Annotated in this window: 12 protein-coding genes; 10 read left to right on the top strand and 2 right to left on the bottom strand. The window is 52.0% G+C overall.

Annotation, left to right across the window (positions count from 1 at the left end):
- The first annotated feature begins 427 nt into the window (after positions 1-427).
- The 9 genes from A3848_RS16035 to A3848_RS15995 all read left to right on the top strand — a co-directional run bounded on the left by A3848_RS16035 (position 428) and on the right by A3848_RS15995 (position 14,007).
- Positions 428-2,257: a cache domain-containing sensor histidine kinase gene (locus A3848_RS16035; RefSeq protein ID WP_074085935.1), complete on the top strand. Its 1,830-nt coding sequence runs from the start codon at positions 428-430 to the stop codon at positions 2,255-2,257.
- The gene (locus tag A3848_RS16030) at positions 2,244-3,902 is read left to right on the top strand and encodes a response regulator (RefSeq protein WP_074085934.1); all 1,659 of its coding nucleotides are present in this window, start codon (positions 2,244-2,246) and stop codon (positions 3,900-3,902) included. Before A3848_RS16035 ends, A3848_RS16030 begins: the two co-directional genes overlap by 14 nt.
- Positions 3,903-4,062: 160 nt before the next feature.
- Entirely contained in the window at positions 4,063-5,448 is a 1,386-nt protein-coding gene (locus A3848_RS16025; protein WP_074085933.1) for an ABC transporter substrate-binding protein, read from the top strand.
- A gap of 109 nt (positions 5,449-5,557) precedes the next feature.
- Complete coding sequence (locus A3848_RS16020) at positions 5,558-6,460, top strand: carbohydrate ABC transporter permease (RefSeq protein WP_074085932.1); 903 nt, start codon at positions 5,558-5,560, stop codon at positions 6,458-6,460.
- 13 nt (positions 6,461-6,473) lie between these two features.
- Positions 6,474-7,310, top strand: a complete 837-nt coding sequence (locus A3848_RS16015; RefSeq protein WP_074085931.1) for a carbohydrate ABC transporter permease — start codon at positions 6,474-6,476, stop codon at positions 7,308-7,310.
- Between the two features lie 115 nt (positions 7,311-7,425).
- Positions 7,426-8,427: a glycoside hydrolase family 130 protein gene (locus A3848_RS16010; RefSeq protein WP_074085930.1), complete on the top strand. Its 1,002-nt coding sequence runs from the start codon at positions 7,426-7,428 to the stop codon at positions 8,425-8,427.
- Positions 8,427-11,579, top strand: coding sequence for a glycosyl hydrolase (locus A3848_RS16005; RefSeq protein ID WP_083612188.1), 3,153 nt, complete (start codon positions 8,427-8,429; stop codon positions 11,577-11,579). Before A3848_RS16010 ends, A3848_RS16005 begins: the two co-directional genes overlap by 1 nt.
- A 219-nt stretch (positions 11,580-11,798) precedes the next feature.
- On the top strand, positions 11,799-12,671 hold the full coding sequence (locus A3848_RS16000) for a PhzF family phenazine biosynthesis protein (RefSeq protein WP_074085928.1): 873 nt from the start codon (positions 11,799-11,801) through the stop codon (positions 12,669-12,671).
- A gap of 568 nt (positions 12,672-13,239) precedes the next feature.
- Positions 13,240-14,007 carry a DUF817 domain-containing protein gene (locus tag A3848_RS15995; RefSeq protein WP_074085927.1) on the top strand — a complete coding sequence of 256 codons (768 nt, stop codon included), beginning with the start codon at positions 13,240-13,242 and terminating at the stop codon, positions 14,005-14,007.
- Between the two features lie 112 nt (positions 14,008-14,119).
- On the opposite strand, the gene A3848_RS15990 is transcribed toward A3848_RS15995, so the two are convergent.
- Together A3848_RS15990 and A3848_RS15985 are read right to left on the bottom strand one after the other, a co-directional pair.
- Positions 14,120-15,325 (bottom strand): ROK family protein, encoded by a 1,206-nt coding sequence (locus tag A3848_RS15990; RefSeq protein ID WP_256701436.1) that lies wholly within the window; start codon positions 15,323-15,325, stop codon positions 14,120-14,122.
- A 334-nt stretch (positions 15,326-15,659) separates the two neighbouring features.
- Positions 15,660-16,115, bottom strand: a complete 456-nt coding sequence (locus tag A3848_RS15985) for a CBS domain-containing protein (protein ID WP_074085926.1) — start codon at positions 16,113-16,115, stop codon at positions 15,660-15,662.
- A gap of 131 nt (positions 16,116-16,246) precedes the next feature.
- Here A3848_RS15985 and A3848_RS15980 point away from each other — a divergent pair, with 131 nt between their 5' ends.
- Positions 16,247-16,681: a MarR family winged helix-turn-helix transcriptional regulator gene (locus A3848_RS15980; RefSeq protein WP_305953364.1), complete on the top strand. Its 435-nt coding sequence runs from the start codon at positions 16,247-16,249 to the stop codon at positions 16,679-16,681.
- Positions 16,682-17,025: the final 344 nt, after the last annotated feature.

The raw sequence follows: 17,025 nt of genomic DNA, 5'->3' as shown, positions 1-17,025 counted from the left end.
GTTGCAGATAGCGGCATTTTGAACGGCTAATCAGGTGGTTGCGCCTTCATTTTCTAACATAATGAATACACAAGGGGTACCCTTGGGGATGGCCTGGCCCCATTTGCAACAGGAGCGGGGCAGCGGTATGGGCTGAATTTTGTAGTGGGCACAGATAATTAACTACACTGAGCATCTCTCTGATATGGAGGGATGCTCTATTTGATTTCATTCAGCAGAAGGGGAGCTGAAGAAGGAATGGCCGGGCGGGCCAGATTTACCGGCTGCTCTGGAATTCTAGAAGGAAATGATCGAGACCATTGCTGGGGTAGGAAATCAAGGTGAACTTGTTGACATCAACCCGAAATCGGTCGTATGGTACAGGGGATGAAAGCTGGTTGCCGGAAAACTGGCGGAATTTTTGCGGTAGGAAGGAGAGCGGGCATCCATGAGGTTCTTTCGGAAGTGGGGCAGTCTAATCTGGAGCAAGTCGAGTGAACGTTATTATCAGGTGTCCATCAAGCAGCGGGTACTTCTCTCATTTCTCGTATTGATAACGCTATCCATTAGCGCGATGGGAGTTCTAACCTACCGGATAGCCGGAAAGGAAATTCAGAACAATGCGTTTGAGACCAGTAAAGAGACCGTGGATAAGACACTGCAGCTGCTGGACTATCGGCTGAATGATGTAGCGATGTCGGTCCAATCACTGATGCTCAGTGATGCCTACAGGCAGATGATGATTGATGTGCAGGCCCATGATGTGACGAAATATTATGTTCATTTATCGGAAATGCAGTACGTCCTCTCGCAGGCAACCTTCAATGAGCCAATGATTGAGAACGTTCTCATAGCTACACCGATCGGAGATTTTTATTCCACCACCCAGGTCCGTGCACAGGATAATTCATTTTACGGCTCGGAGCTGTACGATAATAGCAAAAAAAGCCCCGGCGGATACTGGGCCAAAGGGCACTACGACCGGCTGTTCACCGGGAGCCAGCGTGTGGTGTCCTTTGTAGTGCGGGGAATTTATGAGCAAACGCCGATCACCAACGTGTTCATTGTGGTCAATCTCAGAGAGAACCGGATTGCTTCACTGCTTGGTCAGGGCACTGCCGGTAAGGACCGAAAGTATTTGCTTCTGAACAAGGAAGGGGAGACGGTAGTGCAGACGGGCTGGACTGCCCAGGGGGGGCCGCCGAAAGAGCCGGAATTTCTGCAGGACAGAACAGCGGACAGCGAGGGCAATTTCTTTTATCCTTTTGACGGTGAGGATTATCTGGTCAACTATAAGCAGTCGGAAGTTGCGCCGGAATGGATTCTGGCCGGGATGCAGTCCAAGGATCAGCTGCTCGGGCAGCTCAAGGGTGTGCAGCGGACGGTTCTGTATGTGATTCTGGTGTTTCTTTTGACGACCTGGTTTTTCTCAAACAAGCTGACGGCGGCACTTCTCCGTCCCTTGTTCAAGCTGAGCCGGCTGATGCGCAGAGTGGAGGAGAACCAGCTCAGCGTTTCTTTTGAGAGCAAATACAACGATGAAATCGCCCAGGTTGGCTTTCAGTTTAACCGGATGATGACGGAGATCAAAACCCTGATCGAAGATGTGCGGCAGAAGGAAAAAGGCAAACGTCATGCGGAGATCCGGGCGCTGACCGCGCAGATGGAGCCCCATTTCCTATACAATACGCTCAATACGATCTACTGTAAGTCCGTGATGGGTGAAAATGAGGATGTCAACGAGATGATCCTCGCATTATCGCAAATGTTCCAGCTGGGGCTTGGCGGCGGCAAGGATCTGATTACGCTCGAGGACGAGCTTTCACATGTGCAGCAGTACTGCGCCATCCAGCAAAAATGCTATGAGAATCTGTTCGAGTACCGTGCTGAAACGGAAGAGGAGGAGCTTTTGTCGGTCCCGATTCCCAAAATACTGCTGCAGCCGATTGTGGAGAACAGCATCCAGCACGGGTTCTCGGACCGGAGGAGCGGCGGCTGGATACATGTGCGGATTTCGCTGGAGCAGGCCATGCTCCATATTGTGGTGGAAGACAATGGCAAAGGCATGGATACCGCCAAAGTGGAGCTGGGGATGACTGAGCGGGAGCTTTCCAAAAAAGGATATGCCCTGGTCAATATCAGGCACCGGCTGCAGCTCTATTACGGCGAAGAGGCGCGGATGGAGCTGTCCGGCCAGGCGGGCGTAGGCTCGCGAACCGATCTATGGATACCGCTCAGTCCGCAGAAGGAAGAGGGAGGAAGTTATGGAATATCCTGAAGTAAGGCCGGTCAAAATTTGCGTGATCGACGATATAAAAAGCGTAGTAGACATGATTGCCCGCAAGCCTCAGTGGCAGGAGTACGGCATCGAGGTAGCCGGTACGGCGCTCGACGGGGAAGAAGGATTGCAGAAGATCCGTGAGCTGAAACCCGATATTGTGCTTACCGACATCCGCATGCCGCGAATGGACGGGTTGGAGATGACCCGGGCGATTCTGGAGTTTGCCCCGCACTGCAAAATCATTATTCTCAGCGCGTACTCGGAATTCTCCTATGCCCAGCAGGCAATTCGTCTTGGAGCCATGGATTTTGTCAAAAAGCCCTTTTCACTGGAGGAGATCGTGAATGTGGTGCTGAAGGCAAAGGAACTGTGTCTGGAGGATCGCAGAGAGCAGGAGAACCTAAAGGCTATGCAAGCCCGGATCAAAGAAAGTCTGCCGATTCTGCGCCAGGAGTATCTGACTCTCCTAATGCAGCATAGGGAGACTGAGCCGGGTGCGAAAGCGCGATGGGAGTATCTTGGCATTCCGCTGGCGCAGGAGAATTTCACAGTGTTTATCGTCGAGATCGATCAGTTTGCCGAAAAGTACTGCCGCCAGCCTGTGCAGGAGATTGAACTGATCCGCTTCAGCCTGCAAAATATATTGGAAGAGACAATCTTGGCCTGGACGCAAGGAATTCTCTTCCGTGAGGCGACGAACCGTTATGTCGGAATCATCAACGGGGACGACCCCCATATGGCGGAGCAGATCACCGAGGCTTGCTGTGCCAATGTCAGCCGCTATTCCCGCTGCACGGTTTCGATTGGAATGGGGCTGGGCGTATCTGCGATCCATGAGCTGGCCGATTCCTATACGCAGGCGCTTGGTGCCCTGGCGTATCATTTCTATACTGGCGGTAACGCTGTATACAACTACGCGAGTATCGTCCATAAGCAGCGGGCTGCGAGCCACTATTCTGTTGCCGCCGAACAGGAATTTCTTTTCGCGCTCCGCTCAGGCAACCGTGAGAAAAGCCAGCTGGTGCTCGTACGTATATTCGATGAGCTGCTTCAGCTCGACCCGCTGCCCGCGCCGCAGTATGTGGAGAACATCGGCTACGAGCTGTCATTCAAAATCTGCCGGGTCATGCTGGAGCTATTCCCTTATGAGAAGGTCCAGCCGCTGGAGCAGGAAGTGAACCGTCTGAAGAACCGCCCGCATCCTTCGTTGCAGGAGATACGCTCCCTTCTGGAGGGACTGTGCGCCGAGGGCTGCCGCTGGATTGAGGAAGAGCGCTCCATCGAATCCACACGGATTATCCGTCAGGCTAAGGCCTACATTTGTGCCAACCTGCACACCAGCCTGACCCTGGAGCAGGTGGCGAAGCAAATCAGCCTCAGCCAGGGCTATTTCTCGAACTTGTTCAAGAAGGTGGCGGGCATCTCCTTTCAGCAGTTCGTCATGCACGAGAAGATGGAGAAGGCGAAGACAATGCTGATTGAAGGGCTGCAGGTGCAGGAAATCGCCATGGAGCTTGGCTATGAGCACCGCCGCTACTTCAGCGAGGTATTCAAGAAACACACCGGCATGACACCGTCGGAGTTCAAGATATCTTATCTCGGCAGGGCAGACTTTTCACAACTTACGAATCCACGGGGATGAACAATCCGCTGATGCTGCGGGTGTTCATCCCCGTTTGGCATTAGTTCAGCAGATATCTGCCCTTAATGTGGGTTTACCCGCATTATGCAGATGAATGGCCTGCCCTATAATCAGGGTGTAAGGCAAACACAGCTTTGAACATATAAGGGGGCTAACAGAAATGAAGAAACAACTGCTTCTGACTTCGCTGAGCGCGGTGCTGGCATTCGGTCTGGCCGCATGCGGCAACTCCAATACTGCTGAGAATTCCAAGGAGCCATCAAACTCTGGATCGGGATCGGCATCAGGCGAAAAGACCAAAATCAGCTACTGGACAGGTGACCGCCATGACGCCGAATTCGTAAAGGAAAAGGTAGCCGATTTCAACGCAACGAATACCGATGGCATTGAGGTGGAATTGGTCGTCAAGGGCGATGATTTCGATACAGCGCTGGATCTGTCCTTCCAAACTGCCGACTCTCCGGATGTGATCCGGGTGAAAGAAAACACCATCGGCACTTTTTATAAAAAAGAATATCTCGCTCCAATCGACGAGTATCTGTCCGATGACATGAAGGCTAAATTTCCGGAGATGGTTAATCTGAACACCTTTGACGGCAAACGCTACAGCCTTCCGAATTACGGTACGACGATGCGTCTGGTCTACAACAAGGACCTGTTCGCCAAAGCAGGAATTACCAAGCCGCCGACAACCTTGCAGGAGCTGGTGGACACTGCCAAAAAGCTGACCGCAGCGGGAAAAGCAGACGGTGCCTACGGCTTTGCGCAGAACTTCAAAAGTCCGGCCAGTGCACTTGGACGCTCAGCGCGGGTTATTGCTGAAATGAGCGGCTTCGGCGGCTTTGGCTATGACTTCAAAACGGCGCGTTATGACTTCAGCGGCTTCAAGCCGATTATCGAGGCTTTCAAGCAGATCAAAGATGACGGCAGCATGCTTCCAGGTGTGGAATCGCTGGATATCGATCCACTGCGGGCACAGTTTGCCGAGGGCAAGATCGGGATGTACCTGAGTTTTTCCTCGGAACCAGGGGTCTACAGCACACAGTTCCCGGCCAAAATCGACTGGGCTGCGGCACCTGCGCCTACGATTGACGGCAACGCAAAGGGCGCTTCGGGCTTCCTCGGCGGACAATGGCTGGCTCTGAGTGCCAAGTCCAAGCATAAGGATGCTGCCTGGAAGTTCATGGAGTATATGTACAGTGATCAAATGCTGACAGCCTATCAGGAGAATGGTTATGGCATCTCGATGGTCCCTTCCATCAGCGCCTCCGCCAAAATCCCTGAAGTCAAAGGTATCGAGGGGTTCCTGCCGAATCAGTATGACGGTGTATGGCCGGTGTATCCGGCAGTGGCACCGGAAGGTATGAAATCGGACGACGCCTTCTTCAAATACATGCTGAACGGCGGGGATCTGGATGCTACGATTGCCGATCTGAACAAACGCTACAACGCTGCGCTGGATGATGCGATGAAGAATGACGGCCTGAAAGCCCAACCGGACCCAGGCTTTAATCCGGCAGCGCTTGCAGGGAAGTTCGCAAAATAAGTTAAGAGAAGCTTATCCGAGCATTTCACAGAGACCATTTAAGGAGGGGGATTTCTTCCCCCATCCTTATCTTTTGACAGCAAGACAGGAAAGGAGCCTGGAGGAACCCATGAACAGAACCAAGAATGCCACCTTTGCCTACAGCTTTCTGCTGCCAAGCGCGCTGCTCACGCTTGTGCTGGGAATTTACCCGATTGCCTGGGCATTCCGCTATATGTTCTACAATTACAAGGGCTATGGAACTGCCCGGTTCATCGGCCTCGATAATTTTAGCCGGATTCTGCGTGATGCAGAGTTTTGGGATTCTGTCGTTAATACCTTTGTCTATGCGGGAGGCAAGCTGCTGCTCTCGATCCCGCTGTCCCTGCTCCTGGCGGCGATTCTGAACCGTAAAATCAGAGGGAGACAGCTACTGCGGGCCGTTTTTTTTATGCCAACAGTAATCAGTACGGCCGTTATGGCTGTGGTCTTTTTTACAATCTTTAATTCGTACAACGGAATTCTGAACCAGTTCCTGATCAAATTTAACATTTCATCCTCCGGCATTGACTGGCTGGGTCCGAAACATGCCATGCTTACGGTCATTCTGGTGGCGGTGTGGGGTGCGGTCGGCAACTATATGCTGCTGTTCCTGGCCGGACTTCAGAATATTCCCGAGGATGTTTACGAGAGCTCTTCCTTGGATGGAGCTAATAAAATACAGCAGTTCCGCTTCATCACCCTGCCGATGCTGGGACCCGTGCTGCAGATGGTCATTATGCTGGCGATCATCAATGCGCTGAAGGGCTATGAGAGCATAATGGTGCTTACCGAAGGCGGCCCTGCGGGCAAAACGGAAGTCATGTTCCTTTACCTGTATAAGCTGTTCTTTCCGGTCGGGGGCAGCTCAGCCTCAACCCAGGTGCAGGAGTTTGGATATGGAAGTGCGGTCGCATTTGTTTCTGCGCTTATTGTGGGGATGATTTCCGTGATTTACTTCTATGCCTCCAGACGAATGAATCGGATTGATTGAGGAGAGATGTGAGATGAGAACAAAAGAGATAACGGGAAAGACGGTTTTATGGATCTTTTTGCTGGTACTCGCCTTTGTAACCTTGATTCCTGTGGTGATTACTATCCTCGGCTCGTTCAAAACAAACGTTGAGCTGACTACAGGCGCAACCTTCCTGCCAAGCAAATGGCATTTTTCCAACTACGCGGATGCCTGGGACAAAGCCCACTTCTCGACGTATACGGTCAACAGTCTAATCGTGTCGCTCTCCACGGTCGCCGGTACACTGTTGGTAGCCTCTATGGCTGCCTATGTAGTAGACCGGATGGATTTTTTCGGCAAAAAAATTTATATCGGCATGCAGTCATTCACAATGTTTGTCGCCGTAGGGGCGGTGGTGCTGCGTCCGCAGTTCGACCTGATGGTCAGGCTGCACCTGCACAGCTCGCTGTGGGGGGTCATTCTGATTTTGATCTCCGCGCATGCTTCGATCTTTTTTATCCTGCTCAGCTTCATGAAAGGCATTCCGCGTGAGCTGGATGAAGCTGCACGGATTGACGGAAGCTCACTCGGCCGCACTTTTTGGACTATTATCCTTCCACTGCTCGGTCCTGGACTGGGGGTAGGCGCACTCTTTACCTTCCGCGGGGCATGGAATGAATATCTGCTGCCGCTCGTGTTCACCATGACGAAGCCGGAGCTGCAGACGCTCACTGTAGGCCTGGCGAATCTGAAGTATGGCATTTCCGCCGCCTCGCAGACTCATTACATGATGGCTGGTGCCTGCCTGTCGATTATGCCGATTCTCGTAGCGTATGTCTTTGCCAATAAATCTTTTATGCAGATGACGGCTGGTTCCCTGAAGGGGTAGGCTGAGCCATTACGATCTCCTCTCCCTATGGAATATACTGCTTATAACAACGTAGATAATACTATTACTTTAGGCTGTTTTTAAGACTACAAGCAATAATCAGGAGGTTTACAACATGACCGTTCAGGTTCCCGCAATTCTTACATCCAGTCCGCTGATTCACCGCTATCCCGGCAATCCGGTGCTGGATGCGTCTATGGTTCCCTATAGGACAGCGCTTGTGTTCAATGCAGGCGTCACCAAGTTCAAAGGCAAATATGTGATGGTGTTCCGCAATGACTATGGCTCGCTTACGGAGCAGACGATTGAGCCGCATCACACGACCGACCTGGGGATTGCTTTCAGTGATGACGGCTTCCACTGGGAGGCCAGTCCCAAGAAATGCTTCAAGCTGCATGACGAAGAGATCATCCGCGCTTACGACCCGCGTCTGACGGTGATCGGGGAGCGCTGCTATATGTGCTTTGCGGTCGATACCAAGCATGGCATCCGGGGCGGGATCGCAGTGACGGATGATTTTGAAGAATTTGAGATCCTCAGCCTGTCTTCGCCCGATCTGCGCAACATGGTGCTGTTCCCGGAGAAAATAGGCGGCAATTACGTCCGCCTGGAGCGTCCGTTTACTGTGTACAGCCGTGGCGGCAAGGACCGCTTTGATACCTGGATTTCGGAATCCCCGGATATGAAATATTGGGGCAATTCCGACCTGCTGTTCGCTGTGGAGCATGTTCCTTTCGCCAATGACAAGGTTGGACCTGCCGCACCTCCGGTAAAGACGGACAGGGGCTGGCTGACAACCTTCCATGCGGTGGATATTGACCCGGCACGCGGCAAACACGGCTGGGAGCCTGCCTGGAAGAAACGGTACACCGCAGGCATCATGCTGCTGGATCTGGAGAATCCGAAGAAAATTATCGGCATGTCCAAGCAGCCGCTGCTTGCCCCGGAGACCCGCTATGAGGTTGACGGCGGCTTCCGCAACAATGTTATTTTTCCGGGAGGGATGATTCTGGAGGATAACGGTGAGGTCAAAATCTACTACGGCTCCGCCGATACGATCGAATGCCTCGCGACTGCACATGTAGATGACCTGATCTCTCTGTGCCTGAAAGGCTGATGAACAACAATGATAAACCGGATGGCGAACGGGGAGATGAACAAATGATGAACTTGCGGGATGACCTGAAGAACCCGCCTAACGCATACCGCTCCGTTCCGCTCTGGTCCTGGAATGACCGGCTGGAGAAGGGGGAGCTGGAGCGGCAGATTGAAGAGATGCACCGGGCGGGGATTGGCGGCTTCTTCATGCATGCCCGGGGCGGGCTGCAGACGCCATACATGGGCGAAGAATGGATGGAGGCCATCCGCATTTCGATTGAGAAAAGCCGCGAGCTCGGGATGAACGCCTGGTTCTATGATGAAAACGGCTGGCCCAGCGGCTTTGGAGACGGGAAGGTGCCCGCCAAAGGACTGGCCTATCAGCAGAAGCAACTGCTGTGTGAACAGGCTCCATTTCAGGATGCGCCGGAACTGGAACGGACAATTGGCTGGTATGCCGCCGCAGCGGACGGACAGAGCTACCAATTGCTGCTTCCGGGCGAAGAAGCCGGTGCCTCCTTGAGAATCAGCTATGAAGTAAATTCCTACTATATAGATACGCTCAGTCCGATGGCAGTAAAAGAATTTATCGATACCACCTACGAGCGTTACTGGGAGCAATTCGGTGAAGCCTTCGGTGCGGAGCTGAGCGGTGTATTCACGGATGAGCCGCAGTTCGGGCGCGGCAGGCTTCCCTGGTCTTTTGAGCTGGGGGAGATGTTCAATTCAAGGCATGGAGGCGATGTGAGGGCGGTTCTGCCAGCGCTCTTCCTGGATACCGAAGGCTGCAGCGAGGCCCGATATGCTTACTGGGAGACCGTAACCTTCATGTTCACGCAGGCATATGCCAAGCAAATCGGAGACTGGTGCGCAGGCAAGGGCTGGTCGGCGACCGGGCATGTCGTCGATGAGCAGGAGCTAATGCATCAAGTGACCTCTGTTGGTGACCCGATGGCCTTCTATGAACACTTGCAGATTCCCGGCTGCGACTGGCTGGGCAGGTTTGTGGGGAGCGATGCGCTGGTGCCGAAGCAGGTTAGCTCGGTGGCCCGCCAGCTCGGCAAGAAGCGGACAATAACCGAGAGCTTTGGCTGCTCCGGCTGGAACGTCAGCTTCGCTGACCTTAAACGAATCGGCGAATGGCAGTTCGTACATGGCATTAATCTGATGTGCCAGCATTTGCAGGGGTACTCTTTGAGGGGATTGCGCAAACGGGATTACCCGCCATCCCTGTTTTATCAGCAGCCGTGGTGGGGCGACTATAAAGGCTTCAATGACTATTTCGCCAGGCTGTCCCTGCTCCTCTCCGAAGGCTCGGCCCAGGCGGAGGTTCTGTTGCTGCATCCGGTGCGTACAGCATGGACGCTACAGCGCGGCGGGGATCATTCCGCTGTGGTGCCTTATCATGAAGCTTTTGCCCAGCTCACGAGATGGCTGTGCCAAAGCCTGATTGAGCATGACTATGGCAGCGAGGGCATTATCGCCGGACATGGCAGGGTCAGCGGCGGCCGCTTCATCGTCGGCGAAGCGGCGTACCGTGTAGTTATTGTACCGCCTAGTGTGACCGTCGACAGGCAGACAGCGCAGCTTCTGCGGAAGTTCGTTGCGCAGGGGGGGAAGCTGATGGCTCTTGACCCTTGTCCGGCGCGGGTTGACGGTAAGGAGGATGTTGAATTCGCACGCTTCATGCAGGCTGCTGTTCTGACGGAATGGAGCCGCGAGGCGTTGTGCCGGGCGGTGTCCGCGGCCAGCAAGCCGTTCATCCGAATCAGCGGTGAAGACGGAGAATCTGTCGCTGCGGATACGATCAATGTACGGACCCTGGAGCTTGCGGGCTCAACGCTGTATTATGTGGTGAATTCCGGCACGGAGTTCTACCCGCTGCTGAATATACAGCTGGCCCGTGAGGGCACAGTTTCGCTTATTGATCTAGAAACCGGAGATATCCGTCCGCTGGAGCTGGAGCAGATGGAGCGGGAACTGCTGGGGTTGGGCGTGCGCCTGCGGCTTCCGCTGCATCCCGGCCAGTCCTATATGCTGAAGCTTGATCCGCTTCCGAATTCACCATCATTAACAGGGGACGGTAAGGCGACCGAACCTGTGGTGCCAGGGGAGAATGTGGATAACCGGGCGACCATGGCGGTGAAGCTGGCAACAGATTGGGAATTGGTGCACTCCGATCTCAACAGTCTGACGCTGGACAACGCACGCCTTCGTGTGGATGGAGGGGAATGGTCACAGCCGCAGCCGGTGATTTTTATCCAGGAGGAGCTGCTGGGTTACGGACGGCCGGTCGCGGTGGAACTGGAATTTGAATTTCACATCGATTTCAACACGGCCAGACATCGTGAGCTGTTTCTTGTACTGGAACGGCCGGAGGAGCTGGAGATCGAACTGAACGGGGTTAAGGTAGAGGCGGTCAGCGGCGGCTGGTGGCGGGATATCTCGTTCAAGACCCTAGATATCAGCGGCCTCGCAGTATCCGGCCGGAATACGTTAGTTCTGAGAATGGAGTTCCTTGGCTCACAGGAAATCTCGGAACGACTGGCCCGGGCTAAGGCATTCGAAGCGGAAGGCAACAAGCTTACGATCGATCAGGAGCTGGAGAGTATCTATCTGCTTGGCGATTTTGGAGTACACTCGGGTTCGGGGTACACGGACGGAGAACGCAGAGCGGTATTCACGGATGGCCCCTTCCGTTTGACGGAGCCGCCACGGCAGGTGCAGACAGGGGATTTAACCCGGCAAGGGTTTCCTTTCTTCTCCGGCAATATGCGCTTGCGTCAGAGCCTGACCGTCGATGCACCGCAAGCAACTGCTGTGAAATGCTTCTTTCAGGCCCCACCTGATGCAATAGTAACAAAGCTGTTCATTAACGGGGCCGAGGTACGCACCTTTTTGTGGGAGCCGTACCACGCAGAGGTTTCGTCCTCTTTGCATAGCGGGTGCAATGTCATCGAAGTGGAGCTGACGAGCAGCTGCCGCAACCTGCTGGGACCACATCATCATATCAAAGGTGAAGTCTACAAGGTCGGGCCGGACAGCTATAAGGATAAGCCGGGCTGGACAGACAAGGACCTGGATAAGGATACGCATGTGTATCAGGCGCGGTACGCGTTTGTAAAGTTTGGACTGGCGGCAACTCCGCTTATTCATGTAGAGCAGGCTTAGCACAGACAACCAAGTGGTTACATGAACAAGGCATATTGAACTTCAGAAGCCAGCGGCAAACCTAAGAGCAGCACATATTCGCCGGGAAATTGACTCTGCAATTTTGGGGTATTGTGTTTTTTCGCATATTGTCCCCGTTCTCTTAATGAACTATAATCTTCATTCTAGGACAAGCCGCAGGTTATACGACTAGAAAAAGATATGGAGAGGATGGCCGGGATGAATGTGGAAGTGTACACTTTAAATGCTTTTGCCAAAGACGGAAGCGGTGGAAACCCCGCCGGGATAGTGCTGGATGCAGGCTCCCTGAATACAGCGGAAATGCAGCGTACGGCGAAGGAGGTTGGCTTTTCGGAGACGGCTTTTGTGGAAAAATCGGCGATTGCCGACTTTAAGGTCCGTTATTTCACTCCGGCCAGCGAGGTGGATTTATGCGGGCATGCGACGGTTGCTGCTTTTTATCTGATGTATTCCTTGAACCTGGCTACGTATGCCACCTATACCCTGGAGACCAAAGCCGGATTATTGGAGGTCAGCATCAGCCATGATGGGGATGTCTATTTGTCGCAGGCGCTGCCACAGTTCTATGAAACCTTGCCAAGAGAAGAAATTGCAGCATCGCTTAGAATCGGCGCAGAGGAATTGGCTGGGGAACTGCCCATTCAGATTGTGTCCACGGGGCTGCGGGATATTCTGATTCCGGTCAGTACCCGTGAGCTGTTAGCCAGGATACAACCTGATTTTGCCGCAATAACAGTGGTCAGCGAGAAATATAACGTCATCGGCTACCACCTGTTCACACTCGATACCCCGGATGATGCCGCAGCCGAATGCCGGAACTTTGCGCCGCTGTATGACATTCCCGAGGAGAGCGCAACAGGGACCGCAAGCGGCGCGTTACTTAGTTATTTGTACAAATACGGGCAGCTGTCCATTCAGCAGGCTCAGCATGTAGTGTTCAGGCAAGGATATTCGATGAGCTGTCCTTCCGAGATTAAGGCTGGAATAAGCCTGAACCATGGCGGAGAGATTACCCGGGTTCAGGTGGGCGGGATCGCAGCAGGCATACAGCGGAGAAGCATTGAGATCTGAGTGCTGGTCTCGAAGAGAGAACAATTATGGGATAAGGTTAAGCTATTCTGTCCAAGAGGCGGCACAGGTGGCAAGCAGCAGTTCATTTCTTGATCTAAAAAATACAGCCCGTTGGCATGCCGTGATATTTTCGGCTCCAAACGGGCTTTTCGTTATCTGTGGGAACACGGCTATAGTCTAAATTTGTAATTGAGAAAAAGGAGTAAATTGTGGCATAATCTGAGAAATGAGATACCTTAAGGGAGTCGAAGCAAAAATAATATATTTGATTGCATTCATTTGGGTGTTCGGTTCAATTAGTGCGTTGAGCATAAAAAGGAAATAGCAGGGAACGTGATATTTTATTTACCTTTTCTGTAAAATGTATATGACACATTACGCAAACGGAATTATGGGATGATCAAGGGTATGAGAGGATCAGATCAGACTATTGGAATGTATAAAACAGTAATAAAATATCGTTTATCAATTAAAATATATTGTTAAACGATAAATTATGTGTTAAATTCAAATTGATCATGCTGCTGTTCTTCAACAAAAGTGACGCACATTAGAGGAGATACCATTATTGAAATCAATCATACAACTACTACATTTTGGCTATCATCAGGCGATGAGCTGTATCTTTCCGGTTGCGATCTTTGGAACCCTGGCTCTTTCCAGCGTAGTCAAGCTGCCCTTCATTTACCGTTATGATGCCGTTCTACTTATACTTCTTGCCGTGCAGTTCCTTATGTACCGCAGTGGACTCGAGACGCTCGATGAGATTAAAGTAATCTGTATATTTCATATTATTGGATTAATGCTGGAAATGTATAAGGTAAGGATGGGATCGTGGTCATACCCTGAACCTGGATTTACGAAGCTATTCGGTGTACCGCTCTATAGCGGATTTATGTATGCCAGTGTAGCAAGCTATATGTGTCAGGTATGGCGCAGACTGAGGATGGATATGACCGGCTGGCCGGGGCTTGCCTTTGCGGGGCTATTGGGGGGAGCCATCTATCTGAATTTTTTCACACATCATTTTCTTCCGGATTTTCGCTGGTGGCTGACGGCGCTTGTGCTTGTTGTCTTCTGGAGAACATGGATCATCTACCGGGTACAGAACATTACTTATCGGATGCCCTTAACCCTGGCCTTTTTCCTTGTAGGTTTTTTTATCTGGTTAGCTGAAAATATAGCCACATTTTTTAGTGCATGGAAATATCCCAACCAGCATGAGGCCTGGCATCTGGTTAGCTTCAGTAAGATCAGTTCATGGTTCCTTCTGGTCATTATCAGCGTCATTATTGTTGCCCAGCTAAAACATGTTAAAGCCGGGCGGAAAACGTAAGATTCATGATAGTGGTTAGCTTGATCTGACGGAGACAATAGTTCAATACAATAGCGGCAGTCTGGGACTTTGTAATTCCGTCCAGGCTACCGCTGTTTTTTTGTGTACCCTCTCAATAGGTAAGCTGATTCAGGATCAGGGCAGCCGCACCTGCCGCGACCGCATTGTCGCTTAGGCTGCCTTTGGTGAAGCGGACCTTGTACTGCTCGCGGTAGTAGGTTTTTTCGAGGGCGGTCCTTGTGGCCTCCTGATAGAAAACATCGGCAGCCGAGAATAAGGGACCGCCCAGAATGACCTCCTCAGGGTGGAGAATATTAATCAGATTGGCCAGCCCAATGCCGCAATAGGCTGCCGCTTGCCCGAAGATTCTGTTCACTGCGGAATCCCCGGCCTGCAAGGCTTCAATTAAATGGCTGAATTCCAGATCCTCCGGGCGGTCTGAAAGCTCTCGGAGGATGGTGGCTCTACCGCGGTTCCACTCCTCACGGGCCTGCATTTCCAGAGTGCGGATGGAAACGTAGGATTCCCATGCCCCGTAATTGCCTCCCGGGACGCTTGAGGCGACACCAGTGCTCTCAATGATCATCTGCCCGACAGCCCCTTCGGTGTCGATGACACCGTACAGAATCCGGCCTTCATTCATAATGGCGGAGCGCAGACCGATGCCGGCATGCAGGTAGAGCAGCTGATGTTGCCGCCGGTCGCCGCCGGCCCAGTATTCGCCAAGCAGCGCGGTGTTGGCACCGTTATCCAGGCACACCGGCACCTCGAGCCGCTGTTCCAACTGCTCTTTGATGCGCACCTGCGACCAGCCTGGTGCGGCGAAGCCGGCGGGTGTCAGAATCGTTCCTTCCTTACGGTCCAAGGGGCCAACAGCCCCAATCCCAAGTCCGATGACCCGGCTGATGTCAATGGAAGCCTGCTCCAGCATACGCAGCACCTGGGCATACACGGAATCCATCAGACGTTCCGGAGTGGCATACTCATCCATAGCCCAAGTATATTCATCCAGCAGGGTTAGATGCAGATCTGCAAGGACCAGCCTCGAATGGGTCCGGGAGATTTCCAGGCCGAACACATAGCCGTAGGCAGGATTGGTCTCATAGAGCGTGGGCCTTCTGCCGCCGGTCGATTCCCCGTAGCCTACCTCCAGGAGCAGGCTTTGGGCAAGCAGTTCATCGAGGATACGGGTTAAGGTACTGACGGTCAAGCCGCTTTCCTCGAGCAGTGTTTGTTTGGATACGGTCCCTTTTTTTCTGACAGACAAATACATATCCTTGGTTCTGGAACTGGGAATAAGTTCATGAATAGGCAGCACAAAGGTCTCTCCTTATTAGCAAGTATCCCGATCAGGTAGAGAGGGGAATCCCGACTAAACCTGTTAACAGAATGCCATAAAAAGGGTGGGTCCGCAACTTTCATAACGAACAAGGAGGAGCTGAAAATCACCCGTCTTACAGCGGCAGATTCCGCCGCCGGAAAAATCTATGGCTGCTGTACGGTCGCCAGACCGGGATACAGACAGATCATGAATAGCATGCAGAAGGCAGAGCCGATGGCGTAATTCATAATGCCCTTCAAATTAACCCGCAGCATATTGGACGAGCTGTTTCACATCTTTTTCTATGGGCTATCAGATACCTGAAGGCGGGTTAGAGCAGGGTTTTGAAGGTATGACGGATCACATCGCCGCGGCTGATAATACCCACAAGCACACGGTTTCGCTCCACCGGGACCTTTTTGATCTGTTTTTTGCCTAGAATGGTGGCGATTCTCTCAATATCTTCATCCCAGGGAACGGTGATCACCTTCTTCTTGGCGATATCCATGACATTCAGGTTCAGCAGTCTGCGGGTCCGCTCCTCAAACTCCTCATTATCCCCGACAAATACATTGATCTGAAAAAAAGAATCGACGATAAGATCCTCATGTTTGCCGATATACCTCATGATGTCCCCATCGCTTAAATAAGCGACAATCTCATTTCTCTCATTTACTACCGGCATACCGCTGATCCGGAACTGAATGCATCGTTCGATAAAGGTGCGAACCGTATCGGTTTCCTTGACTTTGTATACTTGTCTGACCATAAACTCTTGAGCTTTCATAATTTCCCTCCGCAGGTTACGATTCCGCAAAATAACTTGTATAATGAAAGTATATACTTGTATTATACAAGTGAGAATGGTAATGTCAATGATCATACTACGCATTTTCTACAAGAAAGGACACTATTATCATGGATCATTCAATTGATGTGATAGAGCTGGAGATGGCCATTCTGGTCCGGCGCCTCGTTTCAATGACCACCTATAGAAAAATTGGTAATCTGGACCGCTCCGCTTATCTGCTGCTGCATCAAATTGCCTCCCACGGCTCGGCCGGAGTGAAGGCTCTGTCCGACGAATTCCATTTGGATATTTCCACAGTCAGCAGACAGGCTGCTGCCCTGGAACAGAAAGGGTATGTGAAGCGTATCCCCGACCCGGTAGACGGGCGCGCGTATTCGCTTGAAATGACGGATATGGGTGAAGAGGTGCTGAATGAGAACAAACAGGCACGGCAAGAGAGCATAGGGAAAATGCTAAGTGCCTGGAGCGATGGGGAACGTGTGATTTTTGGCGAGCTTTTACGGAAATTTAATGCTGCGATTCATGAAGAAATTCCGGAGTAGGACAAGCGTTCCGGGATGAATTCTACTCTCTGAGATAAGCATAGTACAACTAAATGGTTACTGAATTTTATCGTGCAAAACAAGTGGGTTGTGGAAATGTTGAGCCTTGGGCGGGAGTCATCCCCTCAGGGTTTTTTTGTGAGATAAGGGAATTTGGCTGTTCTGCCGGGATTTGCCCCCTCTGAACCGGGAGAGCTGTACGCCGAACACCGCAATTGTACCTATTCAAAACGGGCGGCGGCCCCCTATGATCTACTCGTGTAGAAAGCGCTATCATTTGAAGGTGCATATACATGCGGGCAGGTCCGTCCGAAAAGGAAAGCGCTTTATTAACTGCGAGGGGA

Source organism: Paenibacillus sp. P32E, from assembly GCF_001909085.1.
Taxonomy (GTDB): domain Bacteria; phylum Bacillota; class Bacilli; order Paenibacillales; family Paenibacillaceae; genus Paenibacillus_AQ; species Paenibacillus_AQ helianthi.
The sequence above is the reverse complement of the archived record's forward strand: the minus strand, read 5'-3'. Positions and strand labels throughout refer to the sequence as shown.

Bases quoted from the DNA above. Each gene is read 5' to 3' on its own strand.
- A3848_RS16035 (WP_074085935.1), top strand. From the start codon at position 428: ATGAGGTTCTTTCGGAAGTGGGGCAGTCTAATCTGGAGCAAGTCGAGT.
- A3848_RS16030 (WP_074085934.1), top strand. From the start codon at position 2,244: ATGGAATATCCTGAAGTAAGGCCGGTCAAAATTTGCGTGATCGACGAT.
- A3848_RS16025 (WP_074085933.1), top strand. From the start codon at position 4,063: ATGAAGAAACAACTGCTTCTGACTTCGCTGAGCGCGGTGCTGGCATTC.
- A3848_RS16020 (WP_074085932.1), top strand. From the start codon at position 5,558: ATGAACAGAACCAAGAATGCCACCTTTGCCTACAGCTTTCTGCTGCCA.
- A3848_RS16015 (WP_074085931.1), top strand. From the start codon at position 6,474: ATGAGAACAAAAGAGATAACGGGAAAGACGGTTTTATGGATCTTTTTG.
- A3848_RS16010 (WP_074085930.1), top strand. From the start codon at position 7,426: ATGACCGTTCAGGTTCCCGCAATTCTTACATCCAGTCCGCTGATTCAC.
- A3848_RS16005 (WP_083612188.1), top strand. From the start codon at position 8,427: ATGAACAACAATGATAAACCGGATGGCGAACGGGGAGATGAACAAATG.
- A3848_RS16000 (WP_074085928.1), top strand. From the start codon at position 11,799: ATGAATGTGGAAGTGTACACTTTAAATGCTTTTGCCAAAGACGGAAGC.
- A3848_RS15985 (WP_074085926.1), bottom strand. From the start codon at position 16,115: ATGAAAGCTCAAGAGTTTATGGTCAGACAAGTATACAAAGTCAAGGAA.
- A3848_RS15980 (WP_305953364.1), top strand. From the start codon at position 16,247: ATGGATCATTCAATTGATGTGATAGAGCTGGAGATGGCCATTCTGGTC.